Raw genomic sequence first — 23,235 nt, 5'->3', positions numbered from 1 at the left:
AAAAGTGCATAGGACAGAGCGTTCCGGATGACCCTACTCCTTCTGGAGGGCCGCCACAATGGTGATCGGAATCCTTGTTCTTGCCGGTTTGCCGATAGGCTATGGCTGAAAAGTGTTCCAATGACTCTTAGAGGAGTACGTGTCGTGCGCATTACTGCGATGAACCGTGTCCAGCGCGGCAAACTGGCGATGGCGGCGGCCGCCATCAGCATCGGTCTCTTGTCCGTGACCGGCTGCGGCTATATCAACCCCCAGCAGACGAATCAGCAGTATTCACCGTCTGACGGCGTCAGGGCGGACCTCGGTTCACTGCAGCTTCGAAACATGCTCATCGTCTCCACGGACGCCAACAAGCCGGGCCGCGTCATTGGTGCCGTGTTCAACACGTCCTCGAGCGATGCCACCCTCACCATCAGTGGCGCCGGCGGGTCACAGGCGACCATTCCGGTGAAGGCAAACTCCGAGACCTACCTCAACGACACCACGAGCGCCGTTATCCTGAGCACCACCGGCGGAGTCCCGGGTTCGGTGGTTCCCGTGACCATCAAGAGCGGATCGGATTCCAGCACCGTGCAGTTCCCGGTCCTGGATGCTTCCTTGAAGGAATACGCGAAGTACATTCCCACTCCGTCCGCTTCACCGAGCCCCTCCGCCAGCAGCTCGGCCACCCCGAGCAGCAGCTCCACTTCGAGCAGCAGCGCCAGCCCCACGCCTAGCGCGAGCAGCACAGGGCACTAGGGGCCACCGCCGCCCGCTCGGCAACGAGCCGGCTTGGCAAGACGAAAGGCCTTCACCAAGACAAAAGGAAGGACTCCCCCACGGGAGTCCTTCCTTTTGCTGTTGCTTTGTTGTTCCTGCCCGCGCCGACCTACGGCTCGAACTTGTAGCCCAAACCCCGTACTGTCACGAGATAGCGGGGAACGGAGGGATCGGGCTCGATCTTGCTCCGCAAGCGCTTCACATGGACGTCCAAGGTCTTGGTGTCGCCCACGTAGTCGGAGCCCCAGACGCGGTCGATCAGCTGCCCGCGGGTGAGCACCCGGCCGGAATTGCGCAGCAGCATCTCGAGAAGCTCGAATTCCTTCAACGGAAGCGATACTTGTTCTCCGTTGACGCTCACTACATGCCGCTCGATGTCCATCCGCACCGGGCCGGCCTGCACGGTGGACGTGATGAGTTCCTCCGGCTCGCCTTGGCGGCGCAGCACGGCACGCACCCGGGCCACGAGTTCCCTCGAGGAGTAGGGCTTGGTGACGTAGTCGTCCGCGCCGAGCTCCAGGCCAACCACCTTGTCGATTTCCGAGTCCTTGGCGGTCAGCATGATGACCGGGACGCTGGAACGCTGGCGCAGTTGCCGGCAAACCTCGGTGCCAGGGGTCCCCGGAAGCTGCAAGTCCAGCAGCACCAGGTCGGCCCCGTTGCGGTCGAACTCCACCAAGGCGTCACTGCCGTTGTCCACAACCTGGACATCGAAGCCTTCCTTGCCCAATAGGTAGGACAGGGGGTCGCTGAAGGACTCTTCGTCCTCCACGATCAGAATCCTGCTCAAGCGCCAGCTCCTTGCTCTAGGGCGCGCACAGCGCCCGTCGTTTGAATCACGTTTCGGGGCTTCGCCCCGGCGTCGTCCTCCTGGCCTTCCATTTCCGGAAGGCGGATGGTGAAAGTAGAACCTTGGCCGGGCTGGGACCAGACCGTGACCTCGCCGCCGTGGTTGGACACCACGTGCTTGACGATACTGAGGCCCAAGCCGGTTCCACCGGTTTGCCGGGACCTCGCCGCATCCACGCGGTAGAAGCGCTCGAAAATGCGCTCCTGGTCCTCGGGGCTGAGACCCTCACCCTGGTCCGTGACGGAAATGGCCACCACGCCTTCTTTGGCGCGGACCCCCACTCCCACACGGGTGTTCTCGGGCGAATAACGGATCGCGTTGTCGATCAGGTTCCGCAAGGCGGTCACCAACAGGTCCTGGTCGCCGAACACCATTGTTTCCGTGCGGCCGCCGACGACGATCTTGATGTTCTTGAGTTCGGCTGGGAGCTGCGAACGATCCACGGCTTCGGCGATCACTGTATTGATATCCACGGCGTGCCCTTGCTGTGCCACATTGGCCCCTTGGAGCCGGGACAGCTCGATGATGTCCTGCACCAGCGCGGCGAGCCGTGTCGACTCCTTGTGCATGCGCTTCGCGAAGCGGCGCACGGCTTCTTCGTCGTCGGGACTCGCCTCGAGCGCTTCGGCCAGCAGCGAGATGGCGCCCACCGGAGTCTTGAGTTCGTGCGAAACGTTCGCGACGAAGTCGTTGCGGATCTCTTCGGTGCGGGTGATTTCGGTGCGGTCATCGGCCAGGAGGACGATATATTCCCATCCGAGCATGGCTGCCCGCACCTGCACCACAATGGTTCCTTTGCCCAACGGACCACGGGGCAACTCGAAAGTCTCTTCCAGGATGACGCCGTCGCGCCTCACCTTTGCGGTCATGTCCAGCAACTGTTTGTGCACCACCGTGTGGCCCCTCACGAGCCCGTAGGCATAGGCCGCGGGACTGGCCCGGACGACGCCGTCGATCGCGTCCACGACGACGAAAGCGCGCCCGACGACGGACAGCACCTCAGCGGCTCCCTCCGGAAGCAGGGGTTCCGTGACGTCCAGGTCCACGATCTTCCGCTGCCGTTCACTCAGCCTGAACGCGAGCACGCCAAAGACGCCGCACGACAGGCCGACTAGACCTGCGATGACACCGATGAGCACTGGATCCACGGATCTAGCTTATGCGCTCGAAACACTGCAAAATATGGAACGGTCACCAAACCGCCCCGATTCAGCTAACGTTCACCTAAAGGTGCGCAATCGTTCATTGACCACTGCCATCCTTACTAGTTGGACCATAGTTAGCTGTGATGATTTTCGCGCCGTCAGAGGGGTGCGGAGGAGAATTCCAAGGAGAGGACGCCACCGTGCGCAAGGTTTTTCAGGAGGAGCTCATCCAGGTCGGTGAGGACCTCATCGAGATCTCAAAACTGGTCACTGAGGCGATCCAGAACGCGACTACTGCGTTCGAAGGTGCGGACGTCGATCTCGCCCAGGACGTCATTGCCGCCGATGCCCGGATCGATTTCCTGCAGAACGGCCTCGACGAGCGCGCCATCGACATCCTGGCACTCCAGGGTCCCGTGGCGAGCGATCTCCGGATGATTGTCGGCTCCCTGCGGATGAGCGCATCCCTGGAGCGCATGGGTGACCTCGCCCGGCACGTGGCCCAGCTGGCACGCTTGCGCTACCCGGCCACCGTCATCCCCGAGCAGCTGACGGCCACGTTCAAGGACATGGCCCGCCTCGACCTCGAAATCGTCCAGAAGGTCACCCTGCTCCTGGAGTCCCGCGACTTGGAAGTTGCCCGCGACATCCTCAAGCTCAACATCCGGGTGGACGATCTGCACTTGAGCGTCTTCAGGGCCATCGCGGATCCTGCCTGGGCCGAGACGGCCGCCACCACAGTGGACGTGGCCCTCGCCAGCCGCTACTTCGAACGCTTCGCCGACCACGGCGTCTCGGTTGCCCGCAAGGTGACCTACCTGGTCACCGGTGAATGGCAGCCTGAAGGCTTCTAGCCGGGCTTCACAAACAACGACGGCGGCCGGCCCACCTCGCAAGGTGGGCCGGCCGCCGTCGTTGTCTCAGAAACCTACTTTTTGCCCTGGGCGGCTACAGCCTTGATCGACTCTGCCGCGGCCTCGGGGTCGAGGTAGGTTCCGCCGGGGTTGATCGGCTGGAAGTTCTCATCCAGGTCGTAGACCAACGGGATGCCCGTGGGGATGTTGAGGCCCGCAATGTCCTCGTCGCTGATGCCATCGAGGTGCTTGACGAGGGCGCGGAGCGAGTTGCCGTGGGCTGTCACGAGTACGGTCTTGCCGGCCTTAAGGTCTTCCTTGATGTCGGATTCCCAGTACGGGAGGAGGCGCACGAGGACGTCTTTGAGGCACTCGGTGCGCGGGAGGGCGTCGCCGAGGTCCGCGTATCGGGGATCGTGTGCCTGGGAGAACTCGCTGTCGTCGGAGAGCGGGGGCGGCGGGGTGTCGTAGCTGCGGCGCCACTCCATGAACTGCTCTTCACCGAACTCGGCGAGGGTCTGGGCCTTGTCCTTGCCCTGGAGCGCACCGTAGTGGCGCTCGTTGAGGCGCCAGTCACGCTTGACCGGGATCCAGCCGCGGTTGGCCTTGTCCAGGGAGATGTTCGCGGTGTTGATGGCCCGCTTGAGCAGGGACGTGTACAGGATGTCCGGGAGAACGTTGTTCTCGACCAGGAGCTCTCCACCGCGCGCTGCTTCCTCGCGGCCTTGGTCGTTCAGGTCGACGTCCACCCAGCCGGTGAACAGGTTCTTGGCGTTCCAGTCGCTGTGGCCGTGGCGCAGCAGAATCAGCTTGTAAGTCATGGTTTTCATCCTAAGCGATGAGGACCCGCCGTTGCCGGGCGTTACGGCAACGCAGGGTCACTTCGCGCCGGTGTTTGCTCCTCGGATGGGCCGTAAGTGACCCCGCGTTGGAGGATAAAGTGGGACGGTGGTGCAAAAAGCGGAGCGGGTGCAGGGAAGACGCGGCAAACCCGTCGGCAACATCACCCGAGGCACCACGAATCCCAACCGCATGCGCCGCCTCGACCGCTGGTTGGCTGGCCCGCAGGGATGGCGGCTGCGCTCCGCCGTCGACCCCTTGGTAGTGGACCTCGGCTACGGCGCTTCCCCGGCCACCGCCGTCGAACTCTTCGAAAGGCTCCGGGCCGTCCGCCCGGACGTCCGCGTGTGCGGGATCGAGATCGAACCCGAGCGCGTCCGGATCGCGAAATCCCTGGAGAGGCCCGGGCTCAGCTTCCACGTGGGCGGTTTCGAGGTTCCTGTTCCGGGCAATCCCGTGTTGGTGCGGGCCTTCAACGTGCTCCGCCAATACGAGGAATCGGATGTGCCCGGGATCTGGGCGCTCGTTCAGTCTCGGTTGGCTCCGCAGGGATTATTCATCGACGGCACGTGTGACGAAATCGGCCGCAGGGTGACGTGGGTTGCCTTGGACCCGAACGGACCGTTGAGCCTGAGCCTGTCCATGCGGTTCGGCGGTTTCGAGCTGCCCTCCGACGTGGCCGAACGCCTCCCGAAGGCACTCATCCACCGCAATATCCCAGGGGAACGGATCCATGCTTTCCTGCTTGCCTTGGACCAGGCCTGGCTGGAGGCCGCACCTCTTGCGTCTTTTGGCAGCAGGCAGCGGTGGACCGCCATGTGCCAGTCAATGCGCGACGCCGGGTGGCCGCTTCAGGACGGAACGTCACGCTGGCGCTTGGGGGAACTTACCGTCGACTGGTCGGCGGTGGCTCCGGCCTGAGCTCACTGCTACCAGGGACCGTACGGCCCCTGGTTGCGGCCGCTGTTTCCGATTTCCTTCACGGCCGGACGCACGTCCGCCAGGTAGACACACGCCGAGGTCACGGCGGCGATGCCAAAGAGACCCAGTCCACCGCCGCCGCTGAGGACGGAAATGCCACCGATCGCGGCTGCAATACCGGTGAGGGCGAGCCAGAAGGTCTTGGTCCGCTTGGATGCGGCTTCGAATGACGAGGGTTTGTGGCGCAGGCAATCCACCAGCGCCCACAGCTCCAAAGCGAAGGCAACCAGTCCCAGAATGACCCAAATCCCATTCTGGATGTATGAAATCAAAATTTTTCCGTCCACGCCCTCAAGCCTAGCCGTCAAGCGCCTTGAGTGCTTGCTCCAAGTCCGCCCAGAGGTCTTCTACGTTCTCGATCCCGACGCTCATCCTGACCAGGTTGTCCGGCACGCTGAGCGGCTCGGCAGTGTGCCGGCGCCGGCGTTCGATCAGGGATTCGACCCCGCCCAGCGACGTCGCGGGGATCCACAACTGCAATGCGCGCACCAGCTGATCCGCTGCGTCGGCACCGCTGCGGGTTCCGTCTCCGGCCAGTTGGATACACAGGATGGAACCAAAGCCCTTCATTTGGGACTTGGCGCGCTCATGGCCGGGATCGTTGGGCAGGCCCGGGAAGCGCACGGACTCGACGCGCGGGTGGGTGCTCAGCCTCTCGGCCAGCGTTGCGGCAGAAGCCTGCGAGCGGTCGATCCGGAGTGCCAGCGTGCGCAGGCCGCGGAGCGCAAGCCAGGCCTCGAAGGGACCCGCGATGCCGCCGTGGATGATGCGGTGGTGCAGGAGTTCCGCGCGCAGCCCGGCATTCGAGGTCACCAAGGCGCCGAGTACGACGTCGGAGTGGCCGGCCAGGTATTTGGTCACCGAGTGCAGCACGACGTCGGAGCCCAGGCTGAGGGGCTGCTGAACCAGGGGCGTGGAGAAAGTGTTGTCCGTGACCACGATCGCGCCGGCCTCATGGGCTGCGGTGGCCAGTGCCCGGACATCGGCGATGCCGAGCATCGGGTTGGTGGGGCTTTCGATCCACAGCATGCTGGCGAGCTTTCCATCCGCGGGGGCGAGCTGAGCCTTGACGGCATCGGTGTCCGCGATGTCGACGGTCCGCAACTCAAGGATGCCCTTGGCCGCGAGTTCGGTGGCCATGACGAGCGACCCCGCGTAGCTGTGCGTGGGCATGACGAGCACGCCACCGGCGGGCACGAGCGACAACGCGGAGCTCACGGCAGCCAGGCCCGAGGCGTAGAGCAGGCCGGGCAGCTCGGCGCCTTCGAGCTGGGCCAGCGCTTCCTCGAACGGATCCCAGGTGGGGTTGGCGTAGCGTCCGTAGCCGCGGTCGCCGTCGCTCAGTGCTCCCGTGCCGAAATAGGTGGAGGACAGAACGATGGGCGGGTTGACGGGCTGGTCATGGCTTCGTTCGGGACGGCCTGCCGCCACCACCACAGTGTCAGGGGACAGATCTGCGGCATGTTCTCGGGAAAGACTCATTCCACCAGCCTACGGCGAGGGGTGCGGGCGCTGGAAAGGTGTTACGGGCGAACCGCTGCCGAGCGCCGGGGCGAGCGTCCCGCGCGGGTGGGCGTGCGCCGTCGTCGGGCACTGTCAGTGATCATCTGTACGCTTAGATCCGTGACTACGCAGCGCCTCAAGCAGGACCAGAGCCCCATGCCGGACCAGCGCCCGGGGCTCTTCATCGCCTTCGAGGGCGGGGACGGGGCCGGCAAGTCCACGCAGGCCGCCCGCCTGGCCGAGTCGCTCGAGTCCCTCGGTTTGTCAGTACTGCGAACCCGCGAGCCCGGGGGCACGCCGATCGGCGAGAAACTGCGGTCCCTCGTCCTGGACCACGGCCACGGCACGATCGATCCCCGCACCGAAGCCCTCATGTTCGCAGCCTCCCGGGCCGCCCATGCAAGCCAGGTCATCCGCCCGGCCTTGGCGCAGGGTTCAGTGGTCATCACGGACCGCTACATTGATTCCTCCGTGGCCTACCAGGGGGCCGGCAGGGACCTCGGAACCGTGGATGTCAGGCGGCTCAACGAATGGGCCACCGAAGGCCTTGAACCGGACCTGACGGTACTCCTCGACGTCCACCCGGGCGATGGCCGGGACCGCAGGACTGCCGGAGACGTTGCCGAGGACCGGCTCGAGTCGGAACCGGACGATTTCCACGCCCGCATCCGTGCGGCATTCCTCGAACTGGCAGGGGCCCGCCCCGACACGTACCTCGTGTTGCCCGCCAACGACGCCATCGAGGATCTCGCCGCGCAGATCCTCCGGCGCGTGCAGGACTTGCTCGGGAGCCGCACGTGACCGTGTGGGATGAGCTCCAGGGCCAGGCGCCCGTCGTCGCGCAATTGCGGGCCGCCGCCCAAGGCGAAGGCCTCACGCACGCCTGGCTGTTCACCGGACCGCCGGGTTCAGGCCGCTCCAACGCGGCCAAGGCATTCGCGGCTGCCTTGAACTGCGAACAGGACGACGTGGCACTCCGAGGCTGCGGCGAATGCGCATCGTGCCGGACCATCCTCGGCGAGACCCACTCCGACGTGACCTTTGTCCGCACGGAGAAGGTCACCATCACCATCGAGGAAGCCCGACAGTTGGTGTCCAAGGCGGGCGACCGGCCGGCGTCGGGCCGTTGGCGCATCATCGTGGTGGAGGACGCGGACCGCATGGCCGAGCGCACCACCAACGTCCTTCTCAAGGCCATCGAGGAGCCCACGCCCCGGACCATCTGGATGCTGTGCGCGCCGTCGCCCGCCGATGTGCTGGTCACCATCCGCTCGCGTTGCCGCCCGGTGAGCCTCCGGATTCCGCCGGCTGCCGACGTCGCCGCCCTGCTGGTGAGGCGCGACGGCGTCGATCCCGCCCTTGCGGACCGGGCCGCCCGGGCTGCCCAAAGCCACATCGGCATTGCGCGTCGGCTGGCCCGCGACCCGGAGGCAAGGGAGCGCCGGATGGAGACGGTCCGCTTCCCGCTGGGCCTGCGGGGCGTCACTGCCGCCGTGATGATGGCCGAAAAGCTGGTCAAGATCGCGAGCGATGAGGCCAACAGCTCCAACGACGAACGCGACGCCGCCGAGAAGGTGGCCCTGCTCGCGAGCCTTGGCGCTCCGGAGTCGGGCACCCTGCCTCCGTCGATGCGAAGCCAGGTGAAGCAGCTTGAAGACGACCAGAAACGGCGGGCCAAGCGATCCATCACGGATTCCCTCGACCGCACGCTGACCGATCTGCTGTCCTTCTACAGGGACGTCCTGGTCATCCAGATGGGAAACGCCGTGGAGTTGGTCAACGTTGAACTCAGAAGCGAGCTGGAAGCCTATGCGGCAAACTCCACGCCCGAAATCACTTTGGCGCGCATGGATGCCATCAACAAGGCCCGTGTGCGGATCACCACCACCAACGTGGCACCCCTGTTGGCCGTCGAGTCCATGGCAAGCAGCCTGATTCAGCAATAGCCGGATAGTTTAGAAGTACAACACGCTTCCCCAGCCTGAGGAGAAACGCATGACCCCCGCACGACGCCGGACCGCCGGGTCCAGTTCCAGGACCCGGTTCCCATCACTGCGGCGGGCGGCAGCGGCAGTCGCTGCCACGGTCTCCGCCAGCCTGCTGCTGAGTGGCTGCGTGTTCTCCGTGCCGGTGCCCAACGACGGCGCGAGCAACGGGTCGGGCAGCACCGCCGACTCGTCCATCGCAGCCGCGGCGCCGGCAGGACTGGAGAGTTTCTACTCCCAGAAAGTGGACTGGACGTCCTGCGAGCAGGGATTCCAGTGCGCCAACATCAAAGTGCCGGTGGACTATGCCAAACCCGACGGTGACAGCATCTCCATCGCGGCGATTCGGCTCCCGGCCCAGGGCACGAAGAAGGGTTCGCTGCTGGTCAATCCCGGCGGCCCCGGCGCGTCTGGCTATGACTTCGTCAGGGACGCGGGGAAGACGCACTTCACCAGCAAGCTCCGGTCCAGCTTCGACCTGGTGGGCTTCGATCCCCGCGGCGTCAAGCGCTCGGCGCCGGTGACGTGCCTCAGCGATGCCGAGCGTGACGCTTCCCGCGAGAAGGTCTACAACTATGACACCGACCAAGGCCTCGCGGCGGCACTTGCCGACACCAAGGCCATCAATGCCAAGTGCGTGGAAAAATCCGGCCCCGCCCTGGCACATATCGACACCGCCAGCTCTGCCAAGGACATGGACATCCTCCGCGCAGTGCTGAACGACGCAAAATTGAACTACCTTGGCTTCTCCTACGGAACTTCGCTTGGCGCCACCTATGCGTCCTTGTTCCCGAACAACGTCGGCAAGCTTGCTTTGGATGGCGCAGTGGATCCTGCCCTCAACAACGAGGACCTCACTGCGGGGCAGGCAGAGTCATTCGAAAAGGAGCTCCACACTTATGTTGCGGATTGCCAAGCAAAGCCCGGCTGCCCCATGACAGGCAGCGTCGACGATGGTGTGCAGCAAATCCGGGACCTCATTGCCGACGTCGAGCAGAATCCCAAGCGAGCCAAGGACGGCCGGCTGGTGACGGGAGCCGCGTTTGTCAGCGGCATTTTCACCCCGCTTTATGACAACGAATCGTGGCCTGTCCTGACCCAGGCGCTCGTGGCCGCGTTCAAGGGCGATGTGTCGCTCATGCTCCGGATTGCCGACTTTGGCGCGGACCGGGACCCGAACGGCACCTACACCTCGAACACCCAGTTCGCGTTCAACGCGATCAACTGCCTTGACTACCCCATGGTCACGGATACGCCCGGGATGCGTTCCGAGGAAGCCCGGCTGAAGCAGCTCTCCCCCACCTTCGGGTACTACTTCGCCTATGGCGGCATCAACTGCAAGGACTGGCCCTATAAGCCGGTGCACACGCCGGCTCCCGTCAAGTACACCGGCTCCGCTCCGGTCGTGGTTATCGGCACCACCGGGGATCCGGCAACACCGGTGGCCTGGGCTGGTTCACTGCGGAAGCAGCTCGGCAACGCTTCCCTGGTGACGTGGAAGGGCGAAGGCCACACCGCCTACGGCCGCTCCAACCAGTGCGTGTCCGACGCCGTGGACAACTACTTCGTGGACGGAAAGGTGCCTTCGGACGGGACCATGTGCTGAGCCCGGCCGTTTTTGGCCGGCCGCCAGTTCTGACCATTTTTGGAGCCGGGTTGAGCTGACCCGGGCAGTTGAACGTGTTACGCCGCGCGGGAACTCCACGGTTATGTCGCCACGTGCAACCGCGCATTGAACCATGACCAACGCTTCGACTGCCGGCCGGCATCGCAACGCATGCACGAGGACATCGGCAAGAGCTGCCACGCTCCACCTCCAGCGCAATTGCGCGGGCCTAGCAGCGTGGTGGCGGATTGACGGCATCCACGCCGCTGTGACCAGGCCAAAAGGGGCAGGCGTTAGAGCCGTGCCGCGCGGGGCTCAAGCAGCGCTGGAAGGTCCTTGACCGAGGGCACGACGGCGGTGGCGCCGGCCGCGCGCAAGGCCGCCTCTGAGTGGAAGCCGGTGAGCACGCCCACCACGGCGGACGCACCGGAACGAACACCGGAGAGCATGTCCGAGCTCGTGTCCCCCACGACGACGACCTCGCGGACATCATCGAGGTCAAGGGCAAGCACGGCGGTAAGTATCATGTCCGGGTAGGGGCGACCGCGTCCGGCGTCGGCGGGGCACAGGCTGAGATCGGCCTTCCCCATCCAGCCCAGGGACTCAAGCACCATGTTCTGGGTGTGCCGCCCGAATCCCGTAGCCAGGCACACTTTCACGCCGGAGTCCCGTAACCAGTCGATGGTTTCCTCGGCGCCCGGAATAGCCCGGACACCGCCGTCGGCAATCAGATCGTCGTAGGCGCGTTCGAACGCTTTGTTGGCGCTCTCAGCCCGTTGGGCTTCGTCAAAAAGGTGGCTGAAAACGGTCAACTTCGAAAAGCCCATGGTGTCCCGGGCGTAGCCGAGCATGCTTTCGAAGCGGGTCGAACCGGGCTCGACGCCGGTCTCCTGTAGTGCGCGGGACATCGCACGTTCCGTAAGACCATCGTCCGTGATCGTGGTGCCCACCATGTCCAAGACAGCAAGCCGGAGCCGCTGCGCACGATGTGCCCCGGCGTCGTCCGTGTTGATCCTCTTGCCGCTGTCCATGCTCATGGCGCCCCTTCGCTGGTTGATGGCCGAAATCGTGCGGCCACGTTAGTCCGCCCAGCTTGCCCCCGGTCCGCGACGGCGGCCTGAACCCGGCGCGACGAGCGGGTGAATTCCGCAACAACGGCGCCACGGGAGCCCTGCCCGGTGCTGTTTTGACCCGGACGAGGTGACTCTATTACAGTTGTATCTTGCGTGATTCAGCCGGTACCCGGACGATAACGCGGTGCTTCCTTAGCTCAGTCGGTAGAGCGTTTCACTCGTAATGAAAAGGTCATCAGTTCGATTCTGATAGGAAGCTCGAAAAGCCCCGCCATTCCACTGGATTGGCGGGGCTTCCTTTTTCGTTCCAAAATTCACGGCGCTCTTGCCGGAAGTCCATCCGGCCAGAAAATACCAAGGCGGTCCGCTGACCGGGATGATCCTGATGGCGTCGTGATTGGTGAACCAAGTGCTAGCGCTCGATCCTGTTGACTTCGGCCCGTTGCAGGGTCCATGGCCCGATGAACCTTGCCAAGCCGTATGCGACGCTGAAGGTGGGAGCTACCGGGTGGGGCTGAGCACCAGCATTCTGTACCCACTGCTGACGGAAAGGCCGCCCCAAATGGTGCCTTTGGAGCGCACGGTCCCTCCGCAGTCGAAATGTTCCTCCTCAAGAAACACCTCGGGCGCGGGCCGTTCCTTCCTGAGGGTACTGACGGCCATGGCAACGCCGACCAGCGCAAGAAGGGCGAAGCCGTCGTTCTGCATAGTCGGTTAGAAGCCCGTCCGGTTTGGCCTCATGTTTCATGTCTCCCATCAAGGCTCCGACACACCGGGACCCTGGAGGCAAGCTTGCGCGCCATATCGTAGGCTCGGCTAACGCCATCCAGGTGAAAGGACAAACCTCTTGAGCAGTGTTCCTCCGCCTCCCGAAAAGCGCTGGCCGTCCGGCGCCCCCCAGGTTCCTCATCCATACACTCCGGTCCAAAAACGCGCACCGTTTAGCAAGGCTGCCATTGCGGGTTTCATCATTAGCTGCGTCGGACTCTTTGTCTTTGCCATGGTGGGTCCGCTCGGAACCGCCCTCTCGGGCATAGGCCTCCGGCGGGCCAGAGACCGCGGGTTGCGTGGACGCGGGCTCGCCATCGCGGGGATGATCATCGGTATCGCCGATTTTGCGTTCTACCTCGTCGCCCGGTACCTCCTTAACCCCTAATGCACGGCCGTCGAGGTGAGACCCGAGGCGAGTAGGCTGCACGGCGCGTCGGGCGCTGCGAAGTTCAGGCAACAGGATAGAAAAGATGGGCGGGAACTACCGTCTTCCGCCCGTCTGTACCCGTTTCCAGGGACAGTCTTCCGAGCCGCCGAACACATGAGGGTCATGAACTTCCGCAAACACTTCGCCCTGCCCGCTGCGTTCCTCTTTGCCGCATTGGCCCTCACCGGATGCCAGCAGGGATCCGGTCCCGCCACAGAAGCGATGTCGCCGGCGACTCCCCAGGCAATCGCGGCCGCTCCCGGGGGAGCATCCTCAGGTGCGTCGGCCGCAGCCGTGAAGTCCATCCACTCCCCCGGCATCGTCGCCACCGACGAACAGCTTAGTGCCGGACAGTGCTCCGCCAAGGTCGTCGATGCCGCCACCGGCGAGTACCTGCCGGACCCGGCCTGCACTCCTGGCGCCGCAGATCCAGCGGTCACTCAGGACAACATCGACTCGACCATCTGCACGAGCGGCTACACGGCCACGGTTCGCCCGCCCGCTTCGAACACGGACAAGGTGAAGGCCGAGAGCCTGAGCGAATACGGCCAGACCGCCGTCAAGACCACGGAATACGACCATCTCATCAGTCTTGAGCTTGGCGGCACCAACTCCGTATCGAATCTGTGGCCTGAGCCGAACAAGGCGAGCGCAACGGGCACCACGAACCCGAAAGACGCGGTGGAGAACGCCCTGCACAAGGCCGTATGCACTCACAAGGTCACCCTGTCGGCTGCCCAGAAGGCGATCGCCCACAACTGGGTCACCGCGGTCAAAGACCTCGGTTTGTAGCAGCGCGAAGCGCTGGCTCCGACGCGCAGGGTCGTCAGCCGGGGTATAGTCGCCCCATGCTCTCCACGCGTCGATTTGCTTGCCCCCGACCGGTTTCCGGTCGCGAGGGCTCTCAGGCGCGCGCCTAGGTCCTGGCGCCGGATGTGAGTCGGGGGTGGAACCCGCCACTCACATCCGAACATAAGGACCAGTAATGCCCGCTTATCTCGGCCCCTCCGAACTGAACGATGCTTTGACTATCCGGGACCTCTCAAATCCGGACGCCGGGCCCCATGCAATGCAGACACTCTTGCAAGGTGTCATCGACGCGCTCGGCAGCAAGTGGGGCGTGCCCGAACAGATCATTCGGCACAGCCCGCTGGTGAGCGTGACCGACAACTATGACCGCCTGGGGTTCAGCGAATCGGATGTCACGCGGGATCAAAGATACTCCCGCTACGTCAGCCCTACGGTGATGCTCCGCAGCCATACCTCCGCTTCCATCCCGTCCCTGCTGCGGGCACTGGATTCAGACCAATCCATCGACGAGCTCTGGGCCATCCCCGGTCTTGTCTACCGGCGCGATTCCATCGACCGCACCCACGTCGTTACCCCGCACCAGGTCGACTTGTGGCGCATCAGCTCCCGGCAAGCCCTCGACGCCGGTGATCTCCAGGAAATGCTTTCTTCCCTCGCGCAGGCGGTCCTTCCGGGAGCACAATCCCGCAAAGTGGTCGGGACTGGCTCTAGGGATGGGCTTGGACCGTGCACTGATGCTCCGCAAAGGCATCCCCGACATCAGGTTGCTCAGATCCACGGACAAAAGAATCGAACAGCAGATGCTGGACCTGTCCCAATGGAAACCGGTCTCCCAGATGCCTTCCATCCGCAGGGACATTTCCATCGTCGTCCCCGCGGGTTTGGACGCCGAAGTTCTCGGAGACCGGGTACGGACATCCTTGGGCGAGCAAGCCGAAGATCTGGAAAGCGTCGAACTCCTGGCGCTGAGTTCATGGGGAGAGCTCCCGGCGGCAGCGCGGGAACGGCTCCGCATCTGCGACGGACAAGCCAACGCGCTCATACGTTTGGTGCTGCGCCCCCTCGCCCGGACCATGACGGATTCACAGGCCAACCAGATCCGGAACGCGGTTTACCTAGCCCTCCACGAAGGGCCGGTCAAGGAGCTCATCGCGGGATAGGACATGCGCGGCTTTCCCCAGATGATGGAGGGCGCCGCGGGACATGCCGGCAAAGGGCCCGATCGGGACCTCCATCCCGCGACGCTCCACCAAGGGCTTCCCGCTGGATCGATCAGCCCGGCGGGCCACGATGCGGTGTTCTTGGCGGCGGAGCAAATCATGATCGGAGTATCTACGGATTCGACGACTGTGGTCCTGTCCCGTCTTGATAGGCACCGTTCTTGACCACGCATCCGGCGGCAGCCGCAGGACTCATAGAACGGCGCCAACCACTAGGACCCCGGCCGGGCCCACGTCGAACACGACCCGAAGGTCCTCCACGGTTCGCCGAGGAAGATGAGTGTGTGCCTGACAACCCGGATCGCCGCCTGCATTTCCCTGGCGGAGCTTAAACCGCTTCGTTCTGACCTGAATCAGCGAGGGTCACTCCGGCCACCGACCAGTTCTCTCGCGGGACTTCGTGGAGGACGACGCGGATGGTGTCCGGCCGGATCCCCATGACGTCGGCGTAGGTCGCAGTCAGCGCTGCCAACAGCTCTCGCTTCTTCTCGTTAGATGCCGGCGAAGCGTTCAAAACCTGGATCAGGGGCATCAGACGATTCTGCCACGGCCCATGAGGTTGTGCGTTTGGCTTCCACTGTTCCTCGCTTTGTTGACGGGCGGCCGCCGGATGAACACACCACAGTTTCATGCCCGGCAACTCATTCGGACCCTGTTGCCTCATTGCAATACCTCCGGGAAGAGTAATACGTTGCCTCATTTGAAAACCTCCGGATGGGTGGTTTCGTTGCCTCGGTGAAGTGCCTCCGCGAGGCCTAGTGGTTCCAGGCGCGGTTGAAGGGTTTGAGGGGTGCTGGTTTCTTGGCCAAGGCCAGTGTTTCCAGTTGCCCGGTGAGCGCCAGGATCTGGCGTGAGAGGGCTCCGGGCTTGATGCGTTTGAAGGCGGCGTTCATCTGGATGACCGGGCGTTTGTGCATCCGTTCATGCCGGATCGCGCGTTGGTGGGGTGTGGCGGGGGCGTCGTGTTTCTTGGTGACTTTCGCGCCGTGCCGCTGCTTGAAGAGTAGCTTCTGCTGGGGCAGCAGGTAGTTGGTGAGGACACGGTCCAGCTCCCAGATCTCGTTGAGTTTGGCCAGTTCCGCGGGGGTGTCGTAGCGCAGGTAGCCGACCAGTTCCCGGACCCTGGCCCAGTTCTTCTGCTCCACGTGGGCTCCGTCGTTTTTGTTGCCGGGCCGGGAGCGGGTGAAGGTGATCTCGTGCGCGTGGCAGTAGGCCAGCAGATGCTCGTTGATGAACTCGGAACCGTTGTCTGAATCGATGCCGATGATGGGGAACGGGAACACGGCAGTGACGTGTTCGAGGGCCTCGAAGACCCATTTGGCGGCCTTGTTCCGCACCGACCGGTTCACGGTCCAGCCCGTGGCGATGTCCGTCACCGTCAGGGTGCAGCAGAACTCCCCGAAGCTGTTGCCTCCTTCGTGGCCCACCAGGTCGATCTCCACGAACCCCGGGACGGCGTCATCCCACTCGGCCCAGGTGCGGACCGGGATCTGGGATTTGAGCAGCGTGCCCGGCTTGGTATGGGACCTTCCCCGCGGGAAAAGTTTTGCCCGTTCGCCGGCGAGTTTCCGGTCGATCGTCGCTGCGCTCATCCGCATCAGCAGTCCGGCCTGTTCATCGGTCAGCTCAAGCTCCCGGTCCCGGCGCAGCAGCGGCACCAGGACAGGCAGCATCGGGGCCAGCAGCCTGCCGGCAGGGGCGCGCAGCACGGCCCAGCACTTGATGAGGGCCGGCAGCAGATCGGGCCCGTACACCGGGGTCCTGCCCGGGCGTGGTCTGACGATCTTCAACACCAGGGCATCCCGCAACGCCGCCCGGGCGTAGTCGCGGTGCCACCCGGTCAGCTCGACCAGTTCGTTCAGGATCCGGGACTTCCCTGCACGATCAGCACCCTTATAGGCGAGGGCCTTCTTCTTCGTCACAGCTTGCCGCTGGGCCATCGTTAGCTCCATGAAAACGGGCATAGCCCCCAACCGCCGCCACACCTGCGAACCACGCCGCTACGCGGAGGTTTTCAAATGAGGCAACGTATCCGGCTACGCGGAGGTTTTCAATGAGTCAACGCGCGGACTTGAAATCCAAACCCGAAGCATGCTTAGTATGTAACAACGGCCGTATCGATCGGCTGCCGAACCAGAGGAGGAGACACCATGGGACTAGGCGACAAGATTGAGAACGCTGCCGAGAAGGCTGGCGGCAAGGGCAAGGAAGCTGCCGGCAACGCCACGGGCAATGAAAACCTGAAGGCGGAAGGCCAGGCCGACCAGGCCAAGGGCGATTTGAAGCAGGCCGGCGAAAAGGTCAAGGACGCCTTCAAGAAGGACTGATCCGACCGTCTGGCGAAGGGCGCATTCCATCGGGGTGCGCCCTTCGCCGTGCCGGTACCTGATTCCAGACGTGTTCCCGCGGGAACACACCGCAGACATAGTAATCATGGACGCCGGGCAACCTCACCGGTAGTGTGATCACACCCGAATGGTGCTCATCCGGGATGGTGCTCATCCGGGACTGCGTCAATGGAGTCGCAGCGAAATCACATCTGGGGGATTTGATGACAACGCTGGTTCAGTCGGAGGGCGAATTACGCCCCGACGCAGAGGCCAACACCGTTTCCGATGCGAAGGGCGGGGCCTGGCTCAGCTCGGAACATGAAAATGTCAGGATTGAGGACTCGGGTGAGGGGATCCTCCGGATCATCTTGCGCCCCGGAGGCCGGATCACGGCAGAGGACGGAGCCCTTGTCAAGGAGCGATACCTGGCTCTGACGGGCGGAATGGGCGCCGCTGTACTGCTTCAGGTCATCGGCGTCGAGTACGTCAGCCGCGACGCCGTCAGATTTTTCAGCGAAGCAGCCACCATCACGGCCTTCGCGATTCTGGGCAGCACGCCCGTGGACCGTGTCATCGCCCACGGTAGGCACGGGCTCCCCGCACCGCAGTGCCCCACCCAGTATTTCTCCGATGAACAAGAAGCCTTGGGGTGGTTGCGCGAACTGCGTGCTGGCGCCGCAGAGAGCGGCACCAGCACGGCAGCCAAGCAGACTTAGGCGCGGCCCGTGTGGACGACGAGGTCGTCATACTTGCCGGCCAGGACGTCTTCGAAGTACACCGCCGAGCCGAGAGTTGCCGACACATAAAGGGCCCGCACGGTAGCGAGTGCCGCGGTTGCTTCCTCGACGCCAACCCGCGGATTCTTTCCGGAACGGATGGCTTCCACGACGTCGGCATACTGCTTTTGGTGCGCGGTCTGCAGATCGTCTGATCCGTCCGTATTGGCTGCCGCATCATGCGCCCCGACCTCAAGTTCGGCCTGGTTCCCGGCCCCGGCCATGCCGTAGGAAGATTCTCCTTCTGCGGGAGCATTGTCAGCGGCATGGAAGTACTGCAGCCGATCATTGTCGACGACCGCCGAGCCCCTCTCGCCGTGGACCTGGATCCGGGCGGTGAGACCGGGATAGGCCGCGGTGGTGCAGTGGATCACTGCCAAAGCGCCGGAGGCGAATCGGACCGTCGCAACGGCAGTGTCCTCAACTTCGATGCGCTCGTGGGCGAGCAGCGCAGTGTGGGCCTGGATCTGGACGGGGGTTCCCAGGAACCAAAGAAGCAGATCCACGCTGTGGACGCCTTGATTCATGACCGCGCCGCCGCCGTCGAGCTCCCAAGTGCCCCGCCACTGGCCGGAGTCATAGTAGTTCTGGCCCCGCCACCAAGCCAGCGAAGCCACTCCCGAGGTGATCCTGCCGAAGCGTGCGGACCGGACCGCCCGGGCCACCGCGACGCTCGCCGGATCGAAGCGGTGTTGGCTGATCACGGAGACGACCTGCCCTGTCGCGGCGGCCGCCGCATCTGCAACGCGCCGGGCGCTCGGCAAATCCACGTCGATGGGCTTTTCGATGATGACGTGCTTGCCGGCATTCAGGGCTTCGACGGCCAGGTCCGCGTGCAGGCCGCTTGGCGTGCAGACAGCGACAAGATCGATGTCCGCGCCCTTCAGTGCGGCCGCCAGCGACGAGTACGTTGCGGGACGAGGGTTGTGCAGCTCACTCTCGACCGTGTCTGCCAGCGCGGTCGCGGCCGGCTCAAGCGGGTCAACGAGGGCCACGAGTTCCAGGTCATCATTCGCGGTGATGAGCTTGGCATGCTGACGGCCGATGACTCCGCAGCCGACGACGGCGGTGCGCAGCCGCCGCTTGGGCGTGGTTGCTGTGTTCGCGAGGGTCATTTGGTGGTAACTCCGGCTTCTTCGAGGAGGCGGTTGAAGGAGCGGCCGGCAACTCCGAACGCTGCCGGTCCCGAGAATCCTCCGAGGTGTTGGGTGTTGGCCAGGTGGGGCTCCAGGGAAGCGAAGCCTTCGAAACCGTCTTCCTTCAAAGCGTTGATGGTTTCGCGAAGTTGGCCGTCGCCATCCCCCGCCGGCATCACCAGGCTGTCATCGGCACGGGCATCCTTGACCTGGAGATATTCCAGGTAGGGGCGGAGCATGTCGTAGGCCTCGCTGAAGGGCTTGACGCCCACCTGGACGAAGTTCGCGGCGTCCCAGGCAATCCGCAGCGCCGGGGAATTAACAGTCGTGATGATGTCCAGGACGCGTTCAGGCGTGTCGCCGTAGATGTCCTTTTCATTTTCATGCAGGAGTACCACGTCGTGCGCCTGGGCCTCTGCGGCCAAGGCTCGCATGCGGATCATGACGGCGTCGCGGATGTCTTCGGCGCTGAGGTCTTCGGCCCGATAGAACGAGAAGATCCGGATGTAACGGGTACCCAGGACCTTCGCGGCCCGAATGGCCGCGTGGAGGCGATCCACTTCGAATGCGACAGGTGTGGTGATGTCCACTTTGCCGATGGGAGAGGCGATGGCCGACACACCCATGTTCTGCTCGCGCAGTATCTGGTCCAGCCGGGCGAGGTCCTTTTCGGACAGCTCCACGATATTGGTGCCCCACGCGCTACGGACTTCGATGTGGTTGGCGCCCAAGGCCTGCAGAACTGCGATCTGGATCAGCGGGTCAGGACTTATTTCGTCGCCGAATCCAGACAGTGTCCACTGGGTTTGCTTGACGGTCACGTCGTTTTCTCCTTGAAGTAATACATGGTTGGCAGCCGGCGTGGCTGGCCTATTTGACACCGCCGGCAGTCAGGCCGCCGACGAGGAATCGTTGGAAGATGAGATAGAGGATGACCACAGGTGCGGCACAGACCAAGGATGCGGCCATCATCTGGCCGTACAGGGGCAGCGCCCCACCTTCCGAGGAGGACCCGAAGATCTGCAGCACTACCGCTACGGTCTGGGTATTCGGACGGGTCAGGACCGAAGCGAACATGACGTCATTCCAGCCAAGCAGAAAGGAAAAGACGCCGGCGACCACGAGCCCGGGCCAGCTCAGGGGGAAGATGATCCGGAAGAGAACCCCCATCGAGGAAGATCCGTCAATACGGGCTGCTTCCTCCAGTTCCTTGGGCAAGCCCCGCAGATACGTGACCATGACCCAGATGGAAAACGGCAGCGCAAACGTCAAGTACGCCAGGAACAGGCCCCAGTAGGTACCGATGACGGTGATTCCCAGATAGTTGCCCGCCGAGGCGAAGAGAACAAATACCGGAAGCAGCAAAAGACCGCCCGGAACGCTTTGCAGGCCGATGAGCCCCCGGAGAATGCTTAGGCGGCCCCTGAATTCGAACCGGACCAGCACGTAAGCGGTGATGATGCCCAGTAATGAGGAAACCACCGCAACCGCACCGGCGATCATGACGCTGTTGATCAGGCCCGTGCCCAAGGGCAGGGTGCTCCAGATCTTCGTGTAGTTGGCGAGGGTGAATTCGGTGGGGAAGAATGCCCCCCGTGCCACTTCCACATCGGAGTTCATCGAGGAAAACACGATGTAGAGCAACGGAATCGCGACCATGGCGCACAGCACGATGGTGCCTCCGACCAGCAGCGGTGTCGGGAGCAGGCGGTATACCGCGGCAGTCTGCCGTCCGGTCTTGCGGGGAGCGCTTCCAGTGCGAAGCGGGCTGGAGGCCTCCAGCGGGACCTCCATGACGACGTCGGGCGTTTTGTTGCTCATTTCTTGCCTCCCGCGTCCGCGCCGGTGTCGAGCCGAACGGCTTTCAAGTAGAAGTAGAGCGGTATGGCGATCAGCAGAAGCGAGATCAGTGCCATCGCTGCTCCCATGCCGAACCGCAGGCTGGTGAAACTCATGCTGTAGACAAGGGTCGGCAGTATTTGCACGTCGAAGGGAGCCGGGACGCCGAACAACAAGAAGGCCAGCGAAAAGTTGTTCATGTGGTGGAGTGTCGCGATAAGGCACGCCAAGGCGACCGGCCCGCGCAAATACGGGAAGATCACGTAGCGCAGCTTCGTCCACCACAAGGCGCCATCGATGGCCGCTGCCTCGTGGACTTCCGGGTCCACGGATTGCAAGCCTGAAAGTGCCATCAGATAGATGAACGGCCACGCCGCCCATACCTCGACCAGGATCAGGACCCAGAAGCTGGCCGGACCGGTCAGCCATTGACCGGCAGGCAGTCCGAACGCGGTCAGCACCTTGTTGACGATGCCGTCGTGTTGGAGCATGGTGCGCCAAAAGCTTCCCACGACGAACGATGGAAGGACGTAGGGAATAAGGAACATCGAGCGCACCAAGGACCTGCCGCGATAGGCATTCTGGGTCGCCAGTGCAGCGTAGATGCCGATCGGTACCGTGATGACGGTGGCGATCAAGGAGAAACCGATGCTGTTGCCGAAGGCATGGACCAAGTCAGTGGACGTGAACGCTTCGACGAAGTTTTTCAATCCTACGAAGGGGGCACTGATCCATTTCCGGATCGTGTACTGATCCAGTTGCAGCATCGCGATGTAGATGCCCAGGATCAGGGGGACGACGATTATCAGGCCGATCAGGAGGGCACCAGGGGTGAGCATCCATAGTGGCCGGTTTCGTTCGCTCACAGTCCGCCGGCGCTTGGCGGGCGGTTGCCCGCCAAGCTCCGGGGCGCGCCGCAAGGCGGCGTCTTCTTTCACGGTGGTGCTCACTGGTTTGCCGACGCCCTGTCGAGGGAGGCCTGGGAGTCCTTCTGGGCCTTGGCCAGCGCAGCCTTGAGGTTGGCCTCATTGAAGCTGCCATTGCCAAGATCGGGACGGGACTGAACCACGACGTTGGTCATCGCCAGTTGGATGTCGCCCCACGCGCCGGTGAACGGTGTGGTCTTGGACTTGGACGCTGAATCAATGATCGGCGCCAGCGAAGGATCCGCATCCTGGACCTTCATTGCGGCCGCAGCGTTGGTGGGAAGATCTCCGAACAGTTTGTTGTAGTTGACCTGCTCGTCTTCACTGGTAAGCAGCTTGATGTAAGCAGCCGCGAGGTCCTGGTTCTGCGAGTATTTGGCAATCACCAGGTTGTCGCCGGAAATGATGGAGCTGACCGGCTGGCCACCGGACGGCGCGGAAGTCTGTCCCGGCGGCACGGTCGGCATCACGGCGTAGGCGTATTTACCCTTCACGGCGGAGGCATCGAAAGTGACCTTTGTTGATGCGGTGGTCATCAACATCATGGCGGACTTGCCCGCGGCGAAGTCAGCGGCAGCCTGGGTATCGTTCCAACCGACGGCGGCCGGGTTGACCACCTTGTCCTTGGTGAGCCAACCGAAGTACGTTTCGTAAGCCTGGAGCACGGTGGGGTCATCGATGCGGGCAGTCTTTCCGTCCACCAAGGGGTTGCCCGACTGGTTGGCCATGGCCCAGGCAAACTTCCACGGCGTGTAGTTGTCCGCGTATCCGGTCGCGAACCCGTAGGTGGATCCGGTGGTCAGCTTCTTGGCCTGGTCCAGCAGACCGTCCCAGGTGTTAGCAGGCTTGCCCAGCCCGGCCTTCTTGAACATTTCGGTGTTGTAGGCCAGAACGTAGGGCCTGGAGGTAAACGGGACGCCCACTTCATTCTGGGTGTCCGGCCCTGAAATTCCCAACGTCGCGGGAACGAAGCGGTCGCGGCCGCCTACCTTGTTCCACATATTCGAGTCGAACTTGACGAAGGCGTCTGTTGAGTACGCGGTCGGGGTGAAGGTGGTACCCACTGCGTAGACGTCCGGGCCCTGGCCTGCGACCACAGAGGTCTGGATCTTCGAGAGCTCATCGTTGGCGCTGGCGAACGTCTCGAATTTCAGGTCGGCGCCGGTCTGCTTCTTGAATGCATCGGCTATGTGGGCCTGCCAGGCCTTGAACTGATCGGACTTGTTGGTGTTGGCACCGACCAGGACATCCAGGGTCTTGCCTTGGCCGTTGGGGGCGCCCCCGCTCGCGCTCGACGAGCCGTTGTCGGCACCGCAACCGGTTACCCCTAGTGCTCCCAGCGAAACGAGAACGACCGCGCCAATAAGTCGCGTCCTTGAGTTGTTCATGTCTTTCTTATGCTCC

25 protein-coding genes, 1 tRNA gene and 1 pseudogene are annotated in these 23,235 nt (G+C 63.5%); 13 read left to right on the top strand and 14 right to left on the bottom strand.

All coding sequences use genetic code 11. The features are described 5' to 3' along the window. Positions 1–159: 159 nt before the first annotated feature. Positions 160–738, top strand: a complete 579-nt coding sequence (locus tag OIT41_RS03110; RefSeq protein ID WP_241710612.1) for a hypothetical protein — start codon at positions 160–162, stop codon at positions 736–738. Between the two features lie 130 nt (positions 739–868). On the opposite strand, the gene OIT41_RS03105 is transcribed toward OIT41_RS03110, so the two are convergent. Together OIT41_RS03105 and OIT41_RS03100 are read right to left on the bottom strand one after the other, a co-directional pair. Further along, positions 869–1,549 carry a response regulator transcription factor gene (locus OIT41_RS03105; protein ID WP_059388662.1) on the bottom strand — a complete coding sequence of 227 codons (681 nt, stop codon included), beginning with the start codon at positions 1,547–1,549 and terminating at the stop codon, positions 869–871. Continuing rightward, complete coding sequence (locus OIT41_RS03100) at positions 1,546–2,748, bottom strand: sensor histidine kinase (RefSeq protein WP_264637925.1); 1,203 nt, start codon at positions 2,746–2,748, stop codon at positions 1,546–1,548. The genes OIT41_RS03105 and OIT41_RS03100 overlap by 4 nt, the downstream gene beginning before the upstream one ends. A 206-nt stretch (positions 2,749–2,954) precedes the next feature. Between OIT41_RS03100 and phoU the strand changes: the two genes are divergently transcribed. Further along, positions 2,955–3,608: a phosphate signaling complex protein PhoU gene (gene phoU / locus OIT41_RS03095; RefSeq protein ID WP_078106623.1), complete on the top strand. Its 654-nt coding sequence runs from the start codon at positions 2,955–2,957 to the stop codon at positions 3,606–3,608. A 74-nt stretch (positions 3,609–3,682) separates the two neighbouring features. On the opposite strand, the gene OIT41_RS03090 is transcribed toward phoU, so the two are convergent. Next, positions 3,683–4,429, bottom strand: coding sequence for a phosphoglyceromutase (locus OIT41_RS03090; protein WP_241710601.1), 747 nt, complete (start codon positions 4,427–4,429; stop codon positions 3,683–3,685). Between the two features lie 127 nt (positions 4,430–4,556). Between OIT41_RS03090 and OIT41_RS03085 the strand changes: the two genes are divergently transcribed. Then, the gene (locus OIT41_RS03085; RefSeq protein WP_372489707.1) at positions 4,557–5,369 is read left to right on the top strand and encodes a class I SAM-dependent methyltransferase; all 813 of its coding nucleotides are present in this window, start codon (positions 4,557–4,559) and stop codon (positions 5,367–5,369) included. Positions 5,370–5,377: 8 nt separating this feature from the next. On the opposite strand, the gene OIT41_RS03080 is transcribed toward OIT41_RS03085, so the two are convergent. Beyond that, a complete protein-coding gene (locus OIT41_RS03080) occupies positions 5,378–5,716 on the bottom strand; it encodes a DUF2516 family protein (protein WP_241710600.1) in 339 nt (112 codons plus the stop codon). Between the two features lie 10 nt (positions 5,717–5,726). Continuing rightward, positions 5,727–6,911: a trans-sulfuration enzyme family protein gene (locus OIT41_RS03075; RefSeq protein ID WP_264637423.1), complete on the bottom strand. Its 1,185-nt coding sequence runs from the start codon at positions 6,909–6,911 to the stop codon at positions 5,727–5,729. A gap of 177 nt (positions 6,912–7,088) precedes the next feature. Here OIT41_RS03075 and tmk point away from each other — a divergent pair, with 177 nt between their 5' ends. The 3 genes from tmk to OIT41_RS03060 are packed head-to-tail and all read left to right on the top strand — an operon-like array spanning position 7,089 to position 10,523. Beyond that, positions 7,089–7,733, top strand: coding sequence for a dTMP kinase (gene tmk / locus OIT41_RS03070; protein WP_264637924.1), 645 nt, complete (start codon positions 7,089–7,091; stop codon positions 7,731–7,733). Then, on the top strand, positions 7,730–8,878 hold the full coding sequence (locus OIT41_RS03065) for a DNA polymerase III subunit delta' (RefSeq protein WP_264637422.1): 1,149 nt from the start codon (positions 7,730–7,732) through the stop codon (positions 8,876–8,878). The genes tmk and OIT41_RS03065 overlap by 4 nt, the downstream gene beginning before the upstream one ends. Before the next feature lie 49 nt (positions 8,879–8,927). Then, positions 8,928–10,523, top strand: coding sequence for an alpha/beta hydrolase (locus OIT41_RS03060; protein WP_264637421.1), 1,596 nt, complete (start codon positions 8,928–8,930; stop codon positions 10,521–10,523). A 293-nt stretch (positions 10,524–10,816) separates the two neighbouring features. Here the strand turns inward: OIT41_RS03060 and OIT41_RS03055 are convergent, their stop codons facing one another. Continuing rightward, the gene (locus tag OIT41_RS03055) at positions 10,817–11,554 is read right to left on the bottom strand and encodes a phosphonatase-like hydrolase (RefSeq protein WP_413542320.1); all 738 of its coding nucleotides are present in this window, start codon (positions 11,552–11,554) and stop codon (positions 10,817–10,819) included. 228 nt (positions 11,555–11,782) lie between these two features. Between OIT41_RS03055 and OIT41_RS03050 the strand changes: the two genes are divergently transcribed. Next, a tRNA-Thr gene (locus OIT41_RS03050) sits at positions 11,783–11,855 on the top strand. A 242-nt stretch (positions 11,856–12,097) separates the two neighbouring features. On the opposite strand, the gene OIT41_RS03045 is transcribed toward OIT41_RS03050, so the two are convergent. Beyond that, the gene (locus OIT41_RS03045; RefSeq protein WP_264637419.1) at positions 12,098–12,304 is read right to left on the bottom strand and encodes a hypothetical protein; all 207 of its coding nucleotides are present in this window, start codon (positions 12,302–12,304) and stop codon (positions 12,098–12,100) included. Between the two features lie 139 nt (positions 12,305–12,443). On the opposite strand from OIT41_RS03045, the gene OIT41_RS03040 reads away from it, so the two are divergent. The 4 genes and pseudogenes from OIT41_RS03040 to OIT41_RS03025 all read left to right on the top strand — a co-directional run bounded on the left by OIT41_RS03040 (position 12,444) and on the right by OIT41_RS03025 (position 14,764). After that, a complete protein-coding gene (locus tag OIT41_RS03040; RefSeq protein WP_264637418.1) occupies positions 12,444–12,752 on the top strand; it encodes a DUF4190 domain-containing protein in 309 nt (102 codons plus the stop codon). A gap of 165 nt (positions 12,753–12,917) precedes the next feature. After that, a complete protein-coding gene (locus OIT41_RS03035) occupies positions 12,918–13,586 on the top strand; it encodes a hypothetical protein (protein WP_264637417.1) in 669 nt (222 codons plus the stop codon). Between the two features lie 193 nt (positions 13,587–13,779). Next, positions 13,780–14,211 (top strand): annotated as a pseudogene (locus tag OIT41_RS03030) (hypothetical protein); the annotation flags it as partial. A 106-nt stretch (positions 14,212–14,317) separates the two neighbouring features. Then, complete coding sequence (locus OIT41_RS03025) at positions 14,318–14,764, top strand: hypothetical protein (RefSeq protein ID WP_264637416.1); 447 nt, start codon at positions 14,318–14,320, stop codon at positions 14,762–14,764. A gap of 388 nt (positions 14,765–15,152) precedes the next feature. Here OIT41_RS03025 and OIT41_RS03020 read toward each other — a convergent pair whose 3' ends face one another. Beyond that, positions 15,153–15,356, bottom strand: a complete 204-nt coding sequence (locus tag OIT41_RS03020; RefSeq protein ID WP_264637415.1) for a tautomerase family protein — start codon at positions 15,354–15,356, stop codon at positions 15,153–15,155. Positions 15,357–15,579: 223 nt separating this feature from the next. Next, positions 15,580–16,764, bottom strand: a complete 1,185-nt coding sequence (locus OIT41_RS03015; RefSeq protein WP_264637414.1) for an integrase catalytic domain-containing protein — start codon at positions 16,762–16,764, stop codon at positions 15,580–15,582. 210 nt (positions 16,765–16,974) lie between these two features. On the opposite strand from OIT41_RS03015, the gene OIT41_RS03010 reads away from it, so the two are divergent. Both OIT41_RS03010 and OIT41_RS03005 read left to right on the top strand, forming a co-directional pair. After that, the gene (locus OIT41_RS03010) at positions 16,975–17,151 is read left to right on the top strand and encodes a CsbD family protein (RefSeq protein WP_078106551.1); all 177 of its coding nucleotides are present in this window, start codon (positions 16,975–16,977) and stop codon (positions 17,149–17,151) included. 224 nt (positions 17,152–17,375) lie between these two features. Continuing rightward, the gene (locus tag OIT41_RS03005) at positions 17,376–17,870 is read left to right on the top strand and encodes a hypothetical protein (protein ID WP_241710591.1); all 495 of its coding nucleotides are present in this window, start codon (positions 17,376–17,378) and stop codon (positions 17,868–17,870) included. Here the strand turns inward: OIT41_RS03005 and OIT41_RS03000 are convergent. From OIT41_RS03000 to OIT41_RS02980, 5 genes are all read right to left on the bottom strand, one after another. Then, complete coding sequence (locus OIT41_RS03000) at positions 17,867–19,045, bottom strand: Gfo/Idh/MocA family protein (protein WP_241710590.1); 1,179 nt, start codon at positions 19,043–19,045, stop codon at positions 17,867–17,869. The two genes, OIT41_RS03005 and OIT41_RS03000, sit on opposite strands and share 4 nt — an antisense overlap. Next, positions 19,042–19,887: a sugar phosphate isomerase/epimerase family protein gene (locus tag OIT41_RS02995; protein ID WP_264637413.1), complete on the bottom strand. Its 846-nt coding sequence runs from the start codon at positions 19,885–19,887 to the stop codon at positions 19,042–19,044. The genes OIT41_RS03000 and OIT41_RS02995 overlap by 4 nt, the downstream gene beginning before the upstream one ends. Positions 19,888–19,936: 49 nt before the next feature. Further along, positions 19,937–20,725, bottom strand: coding sequence for a carbohydrate ABC transporter permease (locus OIT41_RS02990; protein ID WP_241710608.1), 789 nt, complete (start codon positions 20,723–20,725; stop codon positions 19,937–19,939). Positions 20,726–20,883: 158 nt separating this feature from the next. Next, positions 20,884–21,855, bottom strand: coding sequence for a carbohydrate ABC transporter permease (locus OIT41_RS02985; protein ID WP_413542306.1), 972 nt, complete (start codon positions 21,853–21,855; stop codon positions 20,884–20,886). Further along, complete coding sequence (locus tag OIT41_RS02980) at positions 21,852–23,219, bottom strand: ABC transporter substrate-binding protein (RefSeq protein WP_264637412.1); 1,368 nt, start codon at positions 23,217–23,219, stop codon at positions 21,852–21,854. Before OIT41_RS02980 ends, OIT41_RS02985 begins: the two co-directional genes overlap by 4 nt. Positions 23,220–23,235 lie beyond the last annotated feature (16 nt).

Origin of the sequence: Arthrobacter sp. YA7-1, from assembly GCF_025960325.1 — a bacterium.
In the GTDB taxonomy this organism is placed as follows: domain Bacteria; phylum Actinomycetota; class Actinomycetes; order Actinomycetales; family Micrococcaceae; genus Arthrobacter; species Arthrobacter bambusae_A.
Note: the sequence above shows the minus strand (reverse complement) of the source record. Positions and strands in the feature narration are given on the sequence as shown.

Bases quoted from the DNA above. Each gene is read 5' to 3' on its own strand.
- OIT41_RS03045 (WP_264637419.1), bottom strand. From the start codon at position 12,304: ATGCAGAACGACGGCTTCGCCCTTCTTGCGCTGGTCGGCGTTGCCATG.
- OIT41_RS03035 (WP_264637417.1), top strand. From the start codon at position 12,918: ATGAACTTCCGCAAACACTTCGCCCTGCCCGCTGCGTTCCTCTTTGCC.
- OIT41_RS03020 (WP_264637415.1), bottom strand. From the start codon at position 15,356: ATGCCCCTGATCCAGGTTTTGAACGCTTCGCCGGCATCTAACGAGAAG.
- OIT41_RS03090 (WP_241710601.1), bottom strand. From the start codon at position 4,429: ATGACTTACAAGCTGATTCTGCTGCGCCACGGCCACAGCGACTGGAAC.
- OIT41_RS03005 (WP_241710591.1), top strand. From the start codon at position 17,376: ATGACAACGCTGGTTCAGTCGGAGGGCGAATTACGCCCCGACGCAGAG.
- OIT41_RS02980 (WP_264637412.1), bottom strand. From the start codon at position 23,219: ATGAACAACTCAAGGACGCGACTTATTGGCGCGGTCGTTCTCGTTTCG.
- OIT41_RS03055 (WP_413542320.1), bottom strand. From the start codon at position 11,554: ATGGACAGCGGCAAGAGGATCAACACGGACGACGCCGGGGCACATCGT.
- tmk (WP_264637924.1), top strand. From the start codon at position 7,089: ATGCCGGACCAGCGCCCGGGGCTCTTCATCGCCTTCGAGGGCGGGGAC.
- OIT41_RS03015 (WP_264637414.1), bottom strand. From the start codon at position 16,764: ATGGCCCAGCGGCAAGCTGTGACGAAGAAGAAGGCCCTCGCCTATAAG.
- OIT41_RS03010 (WP_078106551.1), top strand. From the start codon at position 16,975: ATGGGACTAGGCGACAAGATTGAGAACGCTGCCGAGAAGGCTGGCGGC.
- OIT41_RS03000 (WP_241710590.1), bottom strand. From the start codon at position 19,045: ATGACCCTCGCGAACACAGCAACCACGCCCAAGCGGCGGCTGCGCACC.
- OIT41_RS03110 (WP_241710612.1), top strand. From the start codon at position 160: ATGAACCGTGTCCAGCGCGGCAAACTGGCGATGGCGGCGGCCGCCATC.
- OIT41_RS03025 (WP_264637416.1), top strand. From the start codon at position 14,318: ATGGGCTTGGACCGTGCACTGATGCTCCGCAAAGGCATCCCCGACATC.
- OIT41_RS03075 (WP_264637423.1), bottom strand. From the start codon at position 6,911: ATGAGTCTTTCCCGAGAACATGCCGCAGATCTGTCCCCTGACACTGTG.
- OIT41_RS02990 (WP_241710608.1), bottom strand. From the start codon at position 20,725: ATGGTCGCGATTCCGTTGCTCTACATCGTGTTTTCCTCGATGAACTCC.
- OIT41_RS03060 (WP_264637421.1), top strand. From the start codon at position 8,928: ATGACCCCCGCACGACGCCGGACCGCCGGGTCCAGTTCCAGGACCCGG.